The organism is Pseudomonas sp. Pseusp10, from assembly GCF_059492225.1.
In genome coordinates this window covers 7,501-24,159 of the sequence record NZ_CP168528.1, presented here as the reverse complement: position 1 = coordinate 24,159, position 16,659 = coordinate 7,501, and the positions used below count along the sequence as shown (strand labels likewise).

Here is a 16,659-nt window from a genome sequence, read left to right as displayed (position 1 = left end):
CGGTACATCAAAAGTCCAGCGCAACACCTACGTTGATGCCTTGTTGGGTGAAGTCGTCGTCCTTGCGAATGTTGTAGCTGGCGCGCAATGCCAGATCCCGGGTGAGGTTGTGGCTCACGCCCAGGTTCACACGTTGCAGGTGACTTTGCGGGGTGTAGCCTTGCAGCGTGAACTGGTTGTTCGGCAGGCTGTTGAGGTTGATGCTCACGTCCTGGGTATCGTCGTTGTACTCACGCTCGATTGCCGCTTCGCCGAACACCTGGGTTTGCGGGGTGATCTGGTATTTGCCCTGCAGCCCAGCGCCCAGGCGCCGGGAAATCCGCTCCTGATCGGCGAAGGTCAGTGCCGTGGAATCGTTGCCGTCCTCAGAGTAACCGTCGACTTTCACCTTGGCGAAATCGGCACTGACAAACGGCGACAGGTGCCAAGGGCTGCTGGCTTGTTGCGCAATGTCGTAACCCAGGCGAGCACTGAAGGCCTCGACGTAGCCACTGGTATCGCCTTTTTCGCCGCGCTCGTTGACGCCCAGCTGGAACTTACGCTTGAGGCTGTCGTAATCCAGATGCCCGGCCGTTAACGCCGCGTCAGCCCACACACGGTTTTGCTGATACTGGGCGAATGCCGTGCCCAGGTAAGTGTTGAGCTTGTAGTCGGAGTCGTTGCTGCCGGCTTCGAGTTTCTGGTTATAGAAGCCGGCCACCAGACCGACACGCCAGGCATCGTCGAGACGGTAGCTGCCGCCGATGTTCAGGTTGGCACCGTTGCCGTCGGCACTGACCGCGCTGTCCTGACCGTCAAAGTCCTGATGCTGTCCGCCGCCGGCAACAATGGCTCGCCATTGGCCAACGCCTTGCCAGTTTTCCCAATCGGCCAGCCACTGATTGTGCAATTCATCCTGATGCGCGCGCAGGGTGCCTTGAGCCATTTCCGGCAGCAAGGTCAGCTCCCACGGCGCGGCCAACAGGGAATGCGCGTAGTCGGCAATCAGGCGCTGCCCGGCTTCTGTGGGGTGCACGGAGTCGTTGTAGATCAGCTTGGTCGGGTCCGGCGTGGCGCTGTTGATGCCGTAGCGGGCATTCTCGGTGCAACCGCTGCCGCTGAAGCAGGTGGCGATGAGGTTCTGGTCGGTGGCCAGGCCAAACTGTGCCGGGTTGGCAAACGTCTCTTTGAGCAGTACTGGAATGTTGAGCGGGATGATTTCTGCATTGATGTTCTGCAGTCGGCTTACCAGTTCAGTATTGAACTGGGTGCTGAGTTGGGACGTGAACGCTTGCAGCGGGGTGCCGTTGAACGCCGGGGTAAAGCCGATATCGGGCAGCAACCAGACCATGACGTATCGGGCACCGGCCGATTGCAGCGTTTGTACGCTGTCGGCCAGTCGATCGGCAGCGGCGCTGGCTTGGGGCAGGCTGGTGACACGCCCCTGGAGGAAGTCGTTGCCGCCGCCAGACAGGTAGAACAGCGCATTCGGGTCGGCACGGAAGTTGTTCGATGGCAGATAACCCGCCCGGACGCGCTCGCCGGTGTCGGAGGTGGTGGCGATCGACTCCAGGATCTGGTCGGTGCGGTAACCTCCGACGGCCCAGTTGTTACCATCGGGCTGGCCGTTGCTGGCGCGCACGGCCGAATTGGATGACGCGGTCTGGTCCGCCGAAAACCCCAGTTTCCCACCCAGTATCTGCGTGGAGTTGAGCGAGCGGACTTCGCCGCTGCCATCCAGATACACCGGCCCCGTCCGGTTGGTAAAGCGCTTCGTCGCCCCGACAGGCCCGCCGGTGTCGGCAAAGGTCCCGGCGTCGTTGAGGCTGTCCCCGAAAACCACGAAATTTGTATAAGGATTGGGTGCGGCGTTCGCCTGGGCGCATGCCATCGCGAGCAAGCATCCTGCGAGGGGTACAAACAACGACTGTTTGATCATGAGCAAGTCCGTTTATTTATTGTTGTAGTGAACGAAACGACAGTACCAAAAACTTTCGGCCTTTTGCCATCTGTCGCGAAGCCTTTGATAGTTTCGCGGGCAGTGGCCCCGGCGATATTGCACGCTCTGCCCAGCTAAGTTACTGTGCCGGGACGTACGAACGAGACCTTCCCCGTGTTGATCATCAGTAAACTCCTGGATCAAGTCATCAAGGCACACGCCCGCTGGCGTTGGCGCGCCTGAATTCTTTTGCCGGCTACGCCGGACCTGTACCGCTTTGCCTTCTTTACCTGTTTGAAATGCCGCTTTGCTGGCGCTACTCCAGCACCTGACAAAGCGCAGCGCTCTGCGGGTAATCATTCGAAGGCCATCTTTAAAGTCAGTGAATTCAAGAGGTTCTTAACGCCATGTTACTGATGATCGATAACTACGACTCCTTTACCTACAACGTTGTGCAGTACCTGGGCGAACTCGGCTCCCAGGTCAAAGTCGTGCGCAACGATGAACTGACCATCGCTGAAATCGAAGCCCTCAACCCTGAGCGTATCGTTGTGTCCCCCGGTCCTTGCACCCCGACTGAAGCCGGCATCTCGATCGAAGCGATCAAGCATTTCGCTGGCAAACTACCGATTCTTGGCGTCTGCCTTGGCCACCAATCCATCGGCCAGGCCTTTGGCGGCGATGTGGTGCGCGCCCGCCAAGTGATGCACGGTAAGACTAGCCCGGTATTTCACGAGGACAAGGGTGTATTCGCAGGCCTGAATCGTCCGCTGACGGTCACGCGCTATCATTCATTGATCGTCAAGCGCGAAACCCTGCCCGATTGCCTCGAACTGACCGCCTGGACCCAGCTCGAAGACGGTTCGGTCGATGAAATCATGGGCCTGCGTCACAAGACCCTGAACATCGAGGGCGTGCAGTTTCACCCGGAATCGATCCTCACCGAGCAGGGCCACGAACTGTTCGCCAACTTCCTCAAACAAACCGGCGGCACGCGCTAAGGACTTTTCATGAATATCAAGACCGCCCTGAGCCGTATCGTTGATCACCTCGACCTCAGCACCGATGAAATGCGCGATGTCATGCGCGAAATCATGACCGGGCAATGCTCGGACGCGCAGATTGGCGCGTTCATGATGGCCATGCGCATGAAGAGTGAAAGCATCGACGAAATCGTCGGTGCGGTGTCGGTGATGCGCGAACTGGCGGACAAGGTCGAACTCAAGACCCTCGACGGTGTGGTCGATGTGGTCGGCACCGGCGGCGACGGTGCCAATATCTTCAACGTGTCGACCGCTGCTGCGTTCGTCGTTTCCGCTGCCGGTTGCACCGTGGCCAAGCATGGCAACCGTGCAGTCTCGGGCAAGAGCGGCAGTGCCGACCTGCTGGAGGCGGCCGGCATCTACCTGAACCTGACCCCGGTGCAGGTGGCGCGTTGCATTGACAACGTTGGTATTGGTTTCATGTTTGCCCAGACCCATCACTCTGCGATGAAATACGCTGCAAGCCCGCGCCGCGAGCTGGGTCTGCGGACCTTGTTCAACATGCTCGGCCCGCTTACGAATCCGGCCGGTGTGAAGCATCAGGTGGTGGGCGTGTTCACCCAGGCCTTGTGCCGGCCGCTGGCCGAAGTGTTGCAGCGCCTGGGCAGCAAGCATGTGCTGGTGGTGCATTCGAAGGATGGCCTGGATGAGTTCAGCCTGGCAGCACCGACGTTTGTCGCTGAGCTGAAGGATGGCCAGATCACCGAATATTGGGTCGAGCCGGAAGACCTGGGCATGAAAAGCCAGAGTCTGCATGGCCTGGCGGTGGATAGCCCGGCGGCGTCCCTGGAACTGATTCGCGATGCCCTGGGCAAGCGCAAGACCGAGAACGGTCAGAAAGCGGCCGAGATGATCATGCTCAATGCCGGTGCCGCACTGTATGCGGCCGACCATGCCAGCAGCCTGAAAGAAGGCGTTGCCTTGGCACACGATGCGCTGCACACCGGCCTCGCTCGAGAAAAGCTTGAGGAGCTGGGTGCATTTACCGCGGTATTCAAAGTGGAGAATGAAGGATGAGTGTACCGACGGTTCTGGAAAACATTCTGGCGCGCAAGGTCGAGGAAGTTGCCGAGCGTAGCGCTCGTGTCAGCCTCGCCGAGCTGGAAAGTCTGGCCAAGACGGCCGATGCACCCCGTGGTTTTGCCAAGGCCTTGCTGGCTCAGGCCAAGCTGAAGCAACCGGCCGTCATTGCCGAAATCAAGAAAGCTTCGCCGAGCAAAGGCGTGATCCGCGAGAATTTCATTCCCGCCGACATCGCCAGAAGCTACGAGAAGGGCGGCGCGACATGCCTGTCGGTACTTACCGATATCGATTACTTCCAGGGCGCCGATGCCTATCTGCAGCAGGCCCGTGCGGCGTGCCAGTTGCCGGTGATCCGCAAGGACTTCATGATCGATCCGTATCAGATCGTCGAAGCCCGGGCCCTGGGTGCCGATTGCGTGCTGTTGATCGTTTCCGCACTGGACGACGTGAAAATGGCCGAACTGGCGGCCGTGGCCAAAAGCGTGAACCTTGACGTGCTGGTGGAAGTCCACGATGGCGATGAGCTGGAGCGGGCCCTGAAAACCCTCGACACTCCGCTGGTTGGCGTGAACAACCGCAACCTGCACACCTTCGATGTCAGCCTGGAAACCACCCTCGATCTGTTGCCGCGTATTCCGCGTGATCGTCTGGTCATCACCGAGAGCGGCATTCTCAACCGCGCCGATGTCGAACTGATGGAAATCAGCGACGTCTACGCGTTTCTGGTCGGCGAAGCGTTCATGCGCGCCGAGAGCCCGGGTACCGAGTTGCAGCGTCTGTTCTTCCCCGAGCGCGGCGTTCCCGTCAGCGGCTCGACCCTCGACTGACTACTCGCAGACCGAGTCGACCCCATCGCGAGCAAGCTCGCTCCCACAAGGAGCCTGCTACCCCATGAGATCCATTGTGGGAGCGAGCTTGCTCGCGATGGCGGCATAAGATGCCCCACAGACTGACCGTTCTATGGAAGACCTTATGACCTCACCTGTTTCCCTGACCATCGAAGCCGGCCTGCAAGCCGAACAGGATCTGCTGGCCTCGGTCTGCGCCGGCGACTCGGAGTTCGGTCTGCTGTTCTGGCAGCCGAGCGATCAGGCGCTGGTCATGCCGCGCCGTTTGAATCGCTTGCCCGGATTCGAGGCTGCATGTGACGTGTCGGCGGCGGCGGGGTGGCCCGTGTTGTTGCGCGATACTGGCGGCGAGCCGGTTCCACAATCCGCCACAACGATCAACATCGCCCTGGTTTACGCGCCACCACGCAGCGAAGGTGATTTGAACCGCATCGAAACCGGTTACCGGCGCCTGTGCGACCCCATCTGCCAGTTGCTGGATGAATTGGGTGGTTCGTCGTCCCTTGGCGAAATCGACGGTGCATTCTGTGATGGACGCTTCAACGTCAATCTTGATGGTCGCAAGATGGTTGGCACCGCCCAGCGCTGGCGCCAGAGTCAGGGTGGGCAGCGTCCGGTGGGGCTGGTGCACGGTGCGATGCTGATGGATAACGACCGAGAGTCAATGGTCGCCGCGGTCAATCGCTTCAACGAAGCTTGCGGCCTGGAACAACGAGTACGCGCCGAAAGCCACATCGCGTTGCATGAGAAGTTCACGGCACCCTATGCACTGGCGCGCCTCGACGAACTCTATCGGCGGATGCTGTCACAGATGTTCAGCGGCTAGGTTTTCGAGCTTATCGCGTACCGAAGACCACCATGGTCTTGCCTTTGACGTCCACCAGGTTGCGTTCTTCCAGATCCTTGAGCACGCGACCGACCATCTCCCGGGAGCAACCGACAATCCGCCCGATTTCCTGACGGGTCACCTTGATTTGCATGCCATCGGGGTGAGTCATGGCGTCTGGCTGTTTACACAGCTCCAGCAGGCAGCGGGCGACTCGACCGGTCACATCGAAGAATGCCAGGTCACCGACCTTGCGCGTAGTGTTGCGCAGGCGCTGTGCGATTTGTCCGCTGAGTACGTAAAGAATGTCCGGATCCAGCAGCGACAACTCGCGAAATTTTGCGTAGCTGATTTCCGCGACTTCGCATTCAACCTTGGCCCGCACCCAGGCGCTGCGCTCCTGTTCCAGGCCGGCCTGCTCAAACAGGCCCAGCTCGCCGAAAAAGTCCCCGGTGTTCAGGTAGGAAATGATCATTTCCCGGCCATCGTCATCTTCGATCAGGATGGTGACTGAGCCTTTGATGATGAAGAACAGCGTTTCCGAGCGGTCTCCGGCGCAAATGATGTTGCTCTTGGCCTGATAGCGGCGGCGCTGGCAATGCATCAACAGCTTGTCGAGGTTCTTGATCTTGGGGTTGGGGGCAATCGCAACCATGGTTGTATCCCGAAAAGACAGCACGGTGTGTCTGGTTTTTTTATGAATAGCGAACGCTGGGAAAAGCTGGCCATGCGCCATTGAATTGGCGCCAGCTTAACAGACACTTCCTGCAATATTCGAGCATTTACCTACAAGGCCGTGGGATATGTCCTAGGACGCCGGACGCTTTCAATCACGGGGCCTGTGCTAAGCTGGCGACCCTTTTTTATACAGTGGAGTCTTGGCGATGAAGGCACGCATCCAATGGGCTGGCGAAGCCATGTTCCTCGGCGAATCCGGTAGCGGTCATGTCGTGGTCATGGACGGTCCGCCTGATGCCGGCGGACGTAACCTGGGTGTCCGGCCGATGGAAATGCTGCTGCTGGGTGTCGGCGGTTGCAGCAATTTCGATGTGGTCAGCATCCTCAAGAAGTCCCGCCAGGCGGTCGAAAGCTGTGAAGCTTTCCTTGAAGCCGAGCGTGCGGCCGAAGATCCAAAGGTTTTCACCAGGATCCACATGCACTTCGTGGTCAAGGGCCGCGGGCTGAAAGAAGCGCAGGTCAAGCGCGCCATCGAACTGTCTGCCGAGAAATATTGCTCGGCGTCGATCATGCTCGGCGCGGCAGGCGTGGCAATCACCCACGACTACGAGATCATTGAGCTCGGTTGAGTCGACATTCAACTATCATAAAAGCAGTGCAGACTCTGGCGAACCCAAGCTGACGTCTGCATAATGCGCCACTTTTTTCAGGGTAGTGGCTTGTCAGCCGACAGGCCTCGCACCCGAACAGACAACCAAAATCGCCATCGCGAAGAGGTGTTAACCGTCCTACGCAGGTGCGTTGTTCGCATCTGACGGGCATGCTTGATCACGCGGCCGGGCCGCAAACACATAGAGAGTTTTTAACGGTGAAAAGCAAACTCAAGCTCCACGGGTTCAATAACCTGACAAAGACCTTGAGCTTCAACATCTATGACATCTGCTACGCGGAAACCCCGCAGGACCAGCAGGCTTACGTCGAGTACATCAATAAAGAGTACAACGCGAAACGCCTGACGCAGATCCTCACGGAAGTTGTCGATATCATTGGTGCCAACATCCTGAACATTGCCAGTCAGGACTATGAGCCGCAGGGCGCCAGCGTCACGATCCTGATCTCCGAAGAGCCGGTAACCCCGACCGACAGTCAGATCGAAGAGTCCCCGGGCCCGCTGCCCGAAATCATTCTGGCCCACCTCGACAAGAGCCACATCACGGTGCACACCTACCCGGAAATCCATCCGGTCAGCGGTATTGCAACCTTCCGTGTGGACATCGACGTGTCGACTTGCGGGGTCATTTCACCGCTCAAAGCGCTCAACTTCCTGATTCACCAGTTCGATTCGGACATCGTGACCGTGGACTACCGTGTGCGCGGCTTCACCCGTGACGTTGAAGGCAAAAAGCACTTCATCGACCATGAGATCAATTCGATCCAGAACTACCTTTCCGATGACACTTACGACGCGTACCAGATGACCGACGTGAACGTGTACCAGGAAAACCTGTTCCACACCAAGATGCTGCTGAAGAACTTCGAACTGGACAACTACCTGTTCGGCGACGCCACCAGCAACCTGTCCTCTGAGCAACGAGCCCAGGTGACGGAGCGGGTGAAACACGAAATGCTCGAAATCTTCTACGCGCGCAATATGGCGTAAGGCTCTCGAACACAAAAAAGGCGACTCCCTTGCGGTAGTCGCCTTTTTTATTGCTGTCAGTCAGGGAGGTCGAGTGATGCTGTTCGCGAGCAAGCTCGCTCCCAAATTGGGCTGCCGCACACCGAACCATTGTGGGAGCGAGCTTGCTCGCGATGAAGTCCTGTCAGGCAATCGAGAGGTCAGATCCGATAAGTACTCTTGGTCATCACCTTGGCCATCAGACTCATCCCGAACTTCACCGGTGCCGGAAACCGGAACCCGCCAGCATCCAGCGCACTTTCGGCATGCTGTTTTTCATCGATGCGCATCTGCTCAAGAATCGCCCGGGATTTTTCATCCTCGGCCGGCAATTGCTCCAGATGTTCGTTCAGGTGTTTGCACACCTGGTCTTCCGTTGCCGCCACGAATCCCAGGCTGACTTTATCGCTGATCAGGCCGGCCACTGCGCCAATCCCGAACGACATGCCATAAAACAGCGGATTGAGGATGCTGGTGTGGCTACCCAGTTGCTGGATGCGTTGTTCGCACCAGACCAGGTGATCGATTTCTTCTTCGGCGGCATGCTCCATCGCGGCACGCACTTGCGGCAGTTTGGCAGTCAGCGCCTGCCCTTGGTACAGCGCCTGGGCGCAGACTTCGCCGGTATGGTTGATGCGCATCAGGCCGGCAACGTGGCGCGTGTCTTCGTCGCTCATTTTCGCATCCGGCTGCACGATGGCCGGCGACGGACGGTACGGCTGGCCGCTGAAGGGCAGCAGGGTGCGCATCGCGGCATCGGCTTGCAGCAGAAGTCGGTCAATTGGCGAGTAGTGACGTTGGGTAGTCATGCTGACCTCCGGGGGAATTTCGGCGGCCAGTTTAACCCAAACGGCCGGGGAAGGTTTGCGCTGGGTCATTGTGAGGCAGAGGCTGTGACAGTGTTGTGATGCCCTTGTGGGAGCGGCGGTGCGGCGATCCCACAAGGGGGAGGCAGTAATCAGCCCGGCGGCCAGTGCATCTGGCGTTGACCCAGTACGTGCATATGAATGTGGTAGACGGTTTGCCCGCCTTCTTCATTGCAGTTCATGACGACGCGGAAGCCTTTTTCGCAGCCCAGTTCCAGTGCCAGGCGCTGGGCGGTGAACAGAATGTGCCCGGCCAATGCCTTGTCGTCCTCGGTCAGGTCATTCAAGGTGCGAACCGGTTTCTTCGGTACCACCAGAAAATGTACCGGTGCCTGTGGGGCAATGTCGTGGAAGGCCAGTACCTGGTCGTCCTCGTAAATGATCTTCGCCGGGATTTCCCGGTTGATGATCTTGGTGAACAGAGTATCCACAGCTGTTTTCTCCGTTGTTTGGGCTGGGCTGAGTGTACTCATGGCTCATGCCGGCGCCCAGCCTTTTACCTTGAGTTGGATCAGCGCGGACAGTAGGCCTTGTTGACCATGCCGGCAATGGTGCGAGTCAACCAGCGCGAGCCGAGTCTTGGCAGGAAGGCGAACCAGCGGTTGCGCCGTCCCGGAATGATGATCGCTTGATTCTTTTCCAGTGCGCGCACGGTGTAGAGCGCCACTTCCTCAGGGCTCATCAGCAGTTTGCTGTTGGCCAGTTTGTCGTTGTTGAGTTGCGCAGTACGGAAAAACGCCGTGCGGGTCGGCCCGGGGCAGAGCACCGAAACCCTGATCGCACACTTTTTCAGCTCGACGCGCAACCCTTCGGAAAAGTGCAGCACATATGCCTTGCTGGCGTAATAGGTGCTCATCCATGGTCCTGGTTGAAACGCCGCCACCGAGGCCACATTCAGAATCTGCCCACCGCCTTGCAGGGCCATGCTGTTGCCGATGGCGTGACACAGGCGGGTGAGGGCGAGGATGTTCACTTCGATCAGGTCTTGCTCGGTCATCCAGTCCTGGGCCAGAAACGGGCCGCATGTACCGATACCGGCGCAGTTGACCAGCAGATCGATCTGCCGGTCGCCTTCTTCCAGCTCCAGCAGGAATCCGGACAGGCGCAGTGGCTCGCCAAGGTCACAGGCGCGGAACAACACTTCCACGCCGAACCTTTGGGTCAGTTCAATTGCAATACTTTCCAGCTGATCACGTTGTCGGGCCACCAGAATCAGGCTGCGGCCGCGCCGGGCCAGCGCCTCGGCCATTGCCAAGCCGATGCCGCTGGAGGCACCAGTGATCAGAGCGTAACGGGTCATGCAGTTCTCCATCGCAACAGCTCCGCGCCGCGACGCAGGTGTCACGGGCCAGGAGCGCTGTTCATTCTTTCGCAGAGTCTACAGGGGGCTGGACCTCTTCGGCTGCATCATCGACGGAATTTGGCACCGGTGCGACCTCGACGTCGATTTCATCGGTGGTGACCGAACTGCTTTCGTAGCTGCTCTGGGCGGCGCTTTTGTATTCTTCCCGTATCGCCGTGAGACCGCCGGCCATCGAGCCGAACAGAACCAGCGCGATAACGATCAGCCACAGCGAAGACAATACCTTGACCGCGGTACTGTTCGGCGGAGGCGGCGGGCCGTAGCGGTTGGCGGTGTCGTTGCCCGGCACAACCATGATCACTAACGGAAAGAAACTGCCAACGAACGGCACCAGGTTAAGCAGCCACAGCCAGCCGGACCAGCCGACATCGTGCAAGCGTTGAACAGTGATCTGGATGCTGACGAATACAAATCCGACGAACAGGATCAAGGCCAGCAAGCTGCCCAATATCAGGCCCGCGGTCGAATCCGCGCCGATGAGAGCCAGAGCTACCAAGGCAAACACCCCGCAAACGGCCAGGAGTACAGTTGAAAGCACCAGCGTCCAGGCGAGGTAACGCAAACGGCCGATACGGCCATCGAAGCTGAATGGCTTGAGCGTGGCGAATTCCGCCGCGACTTCGCCGACCGGCGCGCGAGGCGGCGCGTAAGGGGACTGCGGATCTGCAAAAGACGCCTGGCTGCTGGCCGAGGTATGGTCATGAACGTCGGCGAGGTTCAGCTCGATCGGCGTTTCGGCTTCTATGCGGGCGTCGATACCGGTTTTGCTCAGCGCCTGGAGATAGGTCTGGGCATCGGCTTGCGACAGGTTGCGTTTGAGTGCTACCGGACGCCCGGTGAACAGGCGCTCAATGGCCGTGACATCGCTTTTGAACAACTCGGCAAGATTGAGCTTTGCCGTGGTGATGTCGACACCGGGCAGCAAGGCGCCCTCGAATACGATCTTGAAGTGATTTTCGCCCATGTGCGAAGCATCCTTGTCGCGAGAGGTTGAAAGAAGAATGTTGTGTCCGGCGAGTGTAAGGCCAGCCGGGCAAGACTGGCCAAGGTTTGCTGTCAGCGTGGCCAGCGTTTGGTCAACCGGGCGGCGTGCTCCAGGGCCGTGCGGTACTCCGCGTCGAGACGAGCAATCAACTGCTCGACACTCGGCAAATCCTCGATTTCTCCCACGCCCTGGCCAGCAGACCAAACGGTTTTCCAGGCTTTGGCCTCATCGCTCACGGGTTTGAGCTTGGAGCCGAAGTTGATCTCGCCCTTGCCTTGCAAGGCGGCCATGTCGAAACCGGCGGCCTCCAGGCTCTGGCGCATGAAGCTCGCGGGGACACCTGAAACGGCTGGAGTATGGATGATGTCTGCTGCTTTGGATGTCAGCAGCATTTCTTTGTAGGCGTCAGGCGCGTGGCTTTCGGTGGTACCGATAAAACGCGTGCCAAAGTAGGCCAAATCCGCACCGAGCAATTGCGCGGCAAGAATTTCGTGGCCATGGTTCAAGCAGCCGGCCAGCAACAGGGTCTTGTCGAAGAACTGGCGGATTTCGGCAATCAGCGAGAACGGGCTCCAGGTCCCGGCGTGTCCACCGGCGCCGGCGGCCACGGCGATCAGACCATCCACACCTGCTTCGGCGGCTTTCTCGGCGTGGCGACGGGTCGTCACGTCATGGAATACCAGGCCGCCATAGCTGTGGACAGCATCGACCAGTTCTTTCACGGCGCCGAGGCTGGTGATCACAATCGGTACTTTGTGTTCGACGCAGATCTGCAGATCCGCCTGTAAACGTGGATTACTGTTATGGACGATCAGGTTCACGGCATAAGGCGCGGGGTTTTCCAGTGTCGCCAGCCCGGCTTCGATTTCTTCCAGCCAGGCCCTGAAGCCGCTGCTTTCGCGCTGATTCAGCGCCGGGAAGCTGCCGACCACGCCCTGGCGACAGCAGGCGAGCACCAATTGCGGATTGGAAATCAGGAACATCGGCGCTGCCACCACGGGCAGACGCAAACATTGTTCGAGCAGAGCGGGCAGCGACATTGGAAGTACCCCGGTGAGTTGTACCTGTTGGATTTAGAACGGCCGAACGACGACCAGAATTACGATTGCCAGCAATATCAGAACCGGAACCTCATTGAACCAGCGATAAAAGACATGGCTGCGGGTGTTTTCGCCACGGGCAAAACGTTTTACCTGCGCGCCGCACATGTGGTGGTAGCCGATCAGAAGCACCACCAGCGTCAACTTGGCATGCATCCAGCCCCCCTGAGTGAAGTAGGCGCCGGGGTTGAGGCTGATCAACCAGCCGCCGAAGATCAGTGTCGCGATCATTGCCGGGCCCATGATGCCGCGGTACAGCTTGCGCTCCATGATGCTGAAGCGTTCCTTGCTGACGGTGTCCTCGCTTTGGGCGTGATAGACGAACAGTCGCGGCAGGTAGAACAGGCCGGCAAACCAGCAGACGACGCTGATGATGTGAAGCGCTTTGAGCCACAGATAAAGCATTTTTAGTTATTCCCCAATTCACGGTAGCCAGAATAGTAGAGGCTTGACGCTCCGCACGTCACCTTGCCGGTTGTCGCAGGCGCCTGCGCGCCCTATTATCGACGGCTTTCCAGTGGGTTCGTTGAGGGCAGGTTTATGGTCAAGGTCGGTATCGTCGGCGGCACGGGTTACACCGGTGTCGAACTGCTGCGTCTGTTGGCGCAACATCCGCAAGCTGAAGTGGTGGTCATCACTTCCCGATCCGAGGCTGGCCTGGCCGTGGCCGACATGTACCCGAACCTGCGAGGCCACTACGACGGCCTGGCGTTCAGCGTTCCGGACATCAAGACCCTGGGCGCTTGCGATGTGGTGTTTTTCGCCACGCCGCACGGAGTTGCCCATGCATTGGCGGGCGAATTGCTGGCGGCCGGGACCAAGGTCATCGACCTGTCGGCCGACTTCCGCCTGCAAGACGCGGATGAATGGGCCAAATGGTACGGCCAGCCGCACGGCGCGCCGGAACTGCTGGACGAAGCAGTCTACGGTCTGCCGGAAGTCAATCGCGAGCAGATCAAGAAAGCGCGTCTGATTGCCGTGCCGGGCTGCTACCCGACTGCAACGCAATTAGGCTTCCTGCCATTGCTCGAAGCCGGCCTGGCCGATGCTGCGCATCTGATCGCTGACTGCAAATCCGGCGTCAGCGGTGCCGGTCGTGGTGCTTCCGTAGGCTCGCTGTACTCCGAGACGTCGGAAAGCATGAAGGCCTATGCCGTCAAAGGTCACCGTCACCTGCCGGAGATTCGCCAGGGGCTGCGTCGTGCAGCAGGCAAGGACGTTGGCCTGACCTTCGTTCCGCATCTGACGCCGATGATTCGTGGCATTCACTCCACGCTGTACGCAACTGTCGTTGATCGCTCGGTGGACCTGCAGGCGCTGTTTGAAAAGCGCTATGCCAATGAGCCATTCGTCGATGTGATGCCGGCCGGTAGCCACCCTGAAACTCGCAGCGTACGCGGTGCCAACGTTTGCCGTATCGCGGTGCATCGTCCGCAGGATGGTGATCTTGTGGTGGTGTTGTCGGTGATCGATAACCTGGTCAAAGGTGCTTCGGGCCAGGCAGTGCAGAACATGAATATCCTGTTCGGGCTGGATGAGCGTCTGGGTCTTTCCCACGCCGGCATGTTGCCGTAAGGCTTATCGCGCACAGCAAAAAGGCCCGTCTAACGGGCCTTTTTGCATTCCGGGCTGGCGATTGGATTGGTTGATATACCATAACAATAGTTGACCGCTTTTCTAGGAGAAGCGGATAATGCGCGTCATCACGCAATATGACGGCGTAACGCCGGGAGATAGTCAGCATGAGCGTCGAATCCTTCACCCCCACGGCTTTGCAATTCACCCACGGTGCCGCGCACAAGGTGAAGAGCCTGGTCGATGAAGAGGGGAATGATCGCTTGAAGCTGCGCGTATTCGTTACGGGCGGCGGTTGTTCAGGTTTTCAGTACGGTTTCACCTTCGATGAAGAAGTGGCCGATGACGACACCATCGTCGAGCGCGAAGGTGTGAGTCTGGTGGTCGATCCAATGAGCTTCCAGTACCTGGCAGGTGCCGAAGTGGACTACCAGGAAGGTCTGGAAGGTTCGCGTTTCGTCATCAAGAACCCGAATGCGACCACCACCTGTGGCTGCGGTTCTTCGTTCTCGATCTGATCAGCGCACCTGTTTCACAGAACGCCGCATGGCCTCAGGGTCTTGCGGCGTTTTGCTGTGCGGAGGATTTATGCGGGGTAGATGGCGCCGAGTACGCGCAAACCGCGGGCACCGGTAACGCTCGGACGGTTGGCTGCAATGCCTTCGAGGCAACAATGAGCCAGCCACGCGAAGGCCATGGCTTCGACCCAGTCGGGGTCTACACCGTAGGTGGCGGTGCTGCTGACGCTTGCATTTGGCAGCAGGCTGGCCAAACGGTTCATCAAAGCAGTGTTGTGGGCGCCGCCGCCGCAGACCAGCAGCTCCTGCGTGCCTGCCTGGGCGCTTTGCAGTGATTCGATGATGGTCAGCGCGGTCAACTCAAGCAACGTCGCCTGAACATCTTCGGCGGCGAAGGCTGGCAGTTGTGCCAGATGCTGTGTCAGCCATGGCAGGTTGAACACCTCCCGGCCGGTACTCTTCGGGCCTTTGGTCACAAAGAACGGATCACTGAGCAGCGCATTCAACAGCACCGGTTGAACGTTGCCACTGGCAGCCCATTGGCCGTCACGGTCAAAGTGGTCGCCGCGTTGCTGATGAATCCAGGCGTCCAGCAGCACATTGCCCGGGCCACAGTCGAAACCTGCTACCGGCTTGCCAGGCTCGATCAGGCTGAGATTGCTGAAGCCGCCAACGTTCAGCACGGCGCGATTACCGATCCGTTCTTCAAACAAGGCTTCGTGAAAGGCGGGAACCAGTGGTGCGCCTTGTCCGCCGGCAGCGACATCGCGGCTGCGGAAGTCGCTGACCACGGTGATACCGGTCAGCTCCGTCAGCAGGGCCGGGTTGCCGATCTGCACAGTGAAGCCGCGTGCCGGTTCATGGCGGATGGTCTGGCCATGGCTGCCAATTGCACGAATGTCGTCAGGTTTCAGTTGCTGTTGAACCAGAAGGGTGTGAATCCCTTGGGCTGCCAGTTTCACCCAGTTCTGCTGGGCGATGGCGGAGCGGGCGATTTCGTCCGGGCCGCTGGCGCACAAGCCGAGCAGCTCGGCGCGCAGGGTATCGGGCATCGGGATGTAGTGGGAGGCGATCAGTCTGATCGCCGGGGTTTGCTCGATCAGTGCGATGTCCAGGCCATCAAGGCTGGTTCCGGACATCACACCTATATAGAGCGCCATGGCTTAGCGCTTGCTCGAAGCCAGCAGAGTGGCTTTTTCCTGTTCCATGCGCGCCATCAGTGGCTGGCTTTGGGCGAGGAAGCGTGTGCGTTCTGCCTTGGCAATCGGATCGGCCATTGGCAGTTTCTGGCCCAGCGGATCGACGTGCACACCATTGACCTGGAACTCGTAGTGCAGGTGCGGCCCGGTGGAGAGGCCAGTGGTGCCGATATAGCCAATCACCTGGCCCTGTTTCACTGTGCCGCCAGTCTTCACGCCTTTGGCGAAGCCTTGCATGTGGCCGTAGAGCGTGGTGTAGGTATTGCCGTGCTGGAGGATCACAGTATTGCCGTAGCCGCCACGACGGCCGGCCAGCAACACCTTGCCATCACCGGCAGCCTTGATCGGCGTGCCACGCGGTGCTGCGTAGTCGACGCCTTTGTGGGCGCGGATCTTGTTCAGGATCGGGTGTTTGCGGCCCATGGAAAATTTCGAGCTGATGCGGGCGAAGTCCACCGGTGTGCGGATGAACGCCTTGCGCATGCTGTTGCCGTCAGCGGTGTAGTAGCTGCTGTTGCCTTGTTTGTTGGTGTAGCGCACGGCGGTGTAGGTCTTGCCGCGGTTGGTGAAGCGCGCCGACAGGATCGGGCCATTGCCGACGGCCTTGCCGTTGACCACCTTTTGCTCGTAGATCACGTCGAACTCGTCACCCTGGCGAATATCCTGGGCGAAGTCGACGTCGTAGCCAAACACACTGGCCATGTCCATGGTCAGGCTGTGAGACAGGCCAGCACGGGCCGCGGATTGCGACAGCGAGCTGTTGATCACGCCATGAACGTAAGCGGAGCGCACGGTCGGTTTTGCGGTAATGCGGTTGAACGTGTAGCCCTTGTCGTTCTTGGTCAGGCTGATGCTTTCGATGTCGTTGAGCTTGCTGTGCAAGTTGGTCAACTGGCCGTCAGGGCTCAGTTCGAATTCAAGTTTTTGCCCATGCTTGAGCTGGCTGAATTGCTTTGCCTGCTTGTCGCTGGCCAGTATTTCATGCACTGAAGTGGCTGGAAGCCCGACTTTCTCGAACAGCGTGGAGAGGGTATCGCCC

General features: G+C 59.1%; 18 protein-coding genes (1 of these 18 only partly in view). 8 read left to right on the top strand and 10 right to left on the bottom strand.

The window, feature by feature from the left end; genetic code table 11:
- Positions 1 to 7: 7 nt before the first annotated feature.
- Complete coding sequence (estP, locus tag ACEN8Z_RS00120) at positions 8 to 1,918, bottom strand: esterase EstP (protein ID WP_495596405.1); 1,911 nt, start codon at positions 1,916 to 1,918, stop codon at positions 8 to 10.
- A 407-nt stretch (positions 1,919 to 2,325) separates the two neighbouring features.
- Here estP and ACEN8Z_RS00115 point away from each other — a divergent pair, with 407 nt between their 5' ends.
- From ACEN8Z_RS00115 to ACEN8Z_RS00100, 4 genes are all read left to right on the top strand, one after another.
- Positions 2,326 to 2,919: an aminodeoxychorismate/anthranilate synthase component II gene (locus ACEN8Z_RS00115; protein WP_007980194.1), complete on the top strand. Its 594-nt coding sequence runs from the start codon at positions 2,326 to 2,328 to the stop codon at positions 2,917 to 2,919.
- Between the two features lie 9 nt (positions 2,920 to 2,928).
- Positions 2,929 to 3,978 carry an anthranilate phosphoribosyltransferase gene (gene trpD, locus ACEN8Z_RS00110; protein ID WP_108231610.1) on the top strand — a complete coding sequence of 350 codons (1,050 nt, stop codon included), beginning with the start codon at positions 2,929 to 2,931 and terminating at the stop codon, positions 3,976 to 3,978.
- On the top strand, positions 3,975 to 4,811 hold the full coding sequence (gene trpC / locus ACEN8Z_RS00105) for an indole-3-glycerol phosphate synthase TrpC (RefSeq protein WP_007986019.1): 837 nt from the start codon (positions 3,975 to 3,977) through the stop codon (positions 4,809 to 4,811). The genes trpD and trpC overlap by 4 nt, the downstream gene beginning before the upstream one ends.
- 145 nt (positions 4,812 to 4,956) lie before the next feature.
- On the top strand, positions 4,957 to 5,658 hold the full coding sequence (locus ACEN8Z_RS00100) for a lipoate--protein ligase family protein (protein WP_495596404.1): 702 nt from the start codon (positions 4,957 to 4,959) through the stop codon (positions 5,656 to 5,658).
- Between the two features lie 10 nt (positions 5,659 to 5,668).
- Here the strand turns inward: ACEN8Z_RS00100 and crp are convergent, their stop codons facing one another.
- On the bottom strand, positions 5,669 to 6,313 hold the full coding sequence (gene crp / locus ACEN8Z_RS00095) for a cAMP-activated global transcriptional regulator CRP (RefSeq protein WP_495596403.1): 645 nt from the start codon (positions 6,311 to 6,313) through the stop codon (positions 5,669 to 5,671).
- 229 nt (positions 6,314 to 6,542) lie between these two features.
- Between crp and ACEN8Z_RS00090 the strand changes: the two genes are divergently transcribed.
- Together ACEN8Z_RS00090 and speD are read left to right on the top strand one after the other, a co-directional pair.
- Positions 6,543 to 6,965 (top strand): OsmC family protein, encoded by a 423-nt coding sequence (locus ACEN8Z_RS00090; RefSeq protein ID WP_495596402.1) that lies wholly within the window; start codon positions 6,543 to 6,545, stop codon positions 6,963 to 6,965.
- Positions 6,966 to 7,204: 239 nt separating this feature from the next.
- On the top strand, positions 7,205 to 7,996 hold the full coding sequence (speD, locus tag ACEN8Z_RS00085) for an adenosylmethionine decarboxylase (protein WP_007986012.1): 792 nt from the start codon (positions 7,205 to 7,207) through the stop codon (positions 7,994 to 7,996).
- Between the two features lie 179 nt (positions 7,997 to 8,175).
- Here the strand turns inward: speD and coq7 are convergent, their stop codons facing one another.
- From coq7 to hemJ, 6 genes are all read right to left on the bottom strand, one after another.
- Positions 8,176 to 8,823, bottom strand: coding sequence for a 2-polyprenyl-3-methyl-6-methoxy-1,4-benzoquinone monooxygenase (gene coq7, locus ACEN8Z_RS00080; RefSeq protein WP_495596401.1), 648 nt, complete (start codon positions 8,821 to 8,823; stop codon positions 8,176 to 8,178).
- A gap of 149 nt (positions 8,824 to 8,972) precedes the next feature.
- A complete protein-coding gene (locus ACEN8Z_RS00075) occupies positions 8,973 to 9,311 on the bottom strand; it encodes a histidine triad nucleotide-binding protein (RefSeq protein ID WP_007986008.1) in 339 nt (112 codons plus the stop codon).
- Positions 9,312 to 9,391: 80 nt separating this feature from the next.
- Positions 9,392 to 10,180 carry an SDR family NAD(P)-dependent oxidoreductase gene (locus ACEN8Z_RS00070; RefSeq protein ID WP_033052053.1) on the bottom strand — a complete coding sequence of 263 codons (789 nt, stop codon included), beginning with the start codon at positions 10,178 to 10,180 and terminating at the stop codon, positions 9,392 to 9,394.
- Positions 10,181 to 10,241: 61 nt separating this feature from the next.
- Positions 10,242 to 11,207: a DUF805 domain-containing protein gene (locus ACEN8Z_RS00065; RefSeq protein WP_495596400.1), complete on the bottom strand. Its 966-nt coding sequence runs from the start codon at positions 11,205 to 11,207 to the stop codon at positions 10,242 to 10,244.
- A 92-nt stretch (positions 11,208 to 11,299) separates the two neighbouring features.
- Entirely contained in the window at positions 11,300 to 12,268 is a 969-nt protein-coding gene (locus tag ACEN8Z_RS00060) for an NAD(P)H-dependent flavin oxidoreductase (protein WP_007994927.1), read from the bottom strand.
- Between the two features lie 33 nt (positions 12,269 to 12,301).
- Positions 12,302 to 12,733 carry a protoporphyrinogen oxidase HemJ gene (gene hemJ, locus ACEN8Z_RS00055; protein ID WP_007994924.1) on the bottom strand — a complete coding sequence of 144 codons (432 nt, stop codon included), beginning with the start codon at positions 12,731 to 12,733 and terminating at the stop codon, positions 12,302 to 12,304.
- A 135-nt stretch (positions 12,734 to 12,868) separates the two neighbouring features.
- On the opposite strand from hemJ, the gene argC reads away from it, so the two are divergent.
- Positions 12,869 to 13,903 carry an N-acetyl-gamma-glutamyl-phosphate reductase gene (gene argC, locus ACEN8Z_RS00050; RefSeq protein ID WP_007980174.1) on the top strand — a complete coding sequence of 345 codons (1,035 nt, stop codon included), beginning with the start codon at positions 12,869 to 12,871 and terminating at the stop codon, positions 13,901 to 13,903.
- Positions 13,904 to 14,070: 167 nt separating this feature from the next.
- Positions 14,071 to 14,421 carry an iron-sulfur cluster insertion protein ErpA gene (gene erpA, locus ACEN8Z_RS00045; RefSeq protein WP_007906865.1) on the top strand — a complete coding sequence of 117 codons (351 nt, stop codon included), beginning with the start codon at positions 14,071 to 14,073 and terminating at the stop codon, positions 14,419 to 14,421.
- A 68-nt stretch (positions 14,422 to 14,489) separates the two neighbouring features.
- On the opposite strand, the gene ACEN8Z_RS00040 is transcribed toward erpA, so the two are convergent.
- Both ACEN8Z_RS00040 and ACEN8Z_RS00035 read right to left on the bottom strand, forming a co-directional pair.
- Positions 14,490 to 15,581, bottom strand: coding sequence for an anhydro-N-acetylmuramic acid kinase (locus tag ACEN8Z_RS00040; protein WP_495596399.1), 1,092 nt, complete (start codon positions 15,579 to 15,581; stop codon positions 14,490 to 14,492).
- A 3-nt stretch (positions 15,582 to 15,584) separates the two neighbouring features.
- A protein-coding gene (locus tag ACEN8Z_RS00035) for a peptidoglycan DD-metalloendopeptidase family protein (protein WP_495596398.1) crosses the window boundary here: on the bottom strand, positions 15,585 to 16,659 show its 3' portion. 344 nt of this gene lie beyond the right edge of the window; 1,075 of the gene's 1,419 nt are visible here — the last part of the coding sequence; its start codon lies off the right edge, out of view; its stop codon occupies positions 15,585 to 15,587.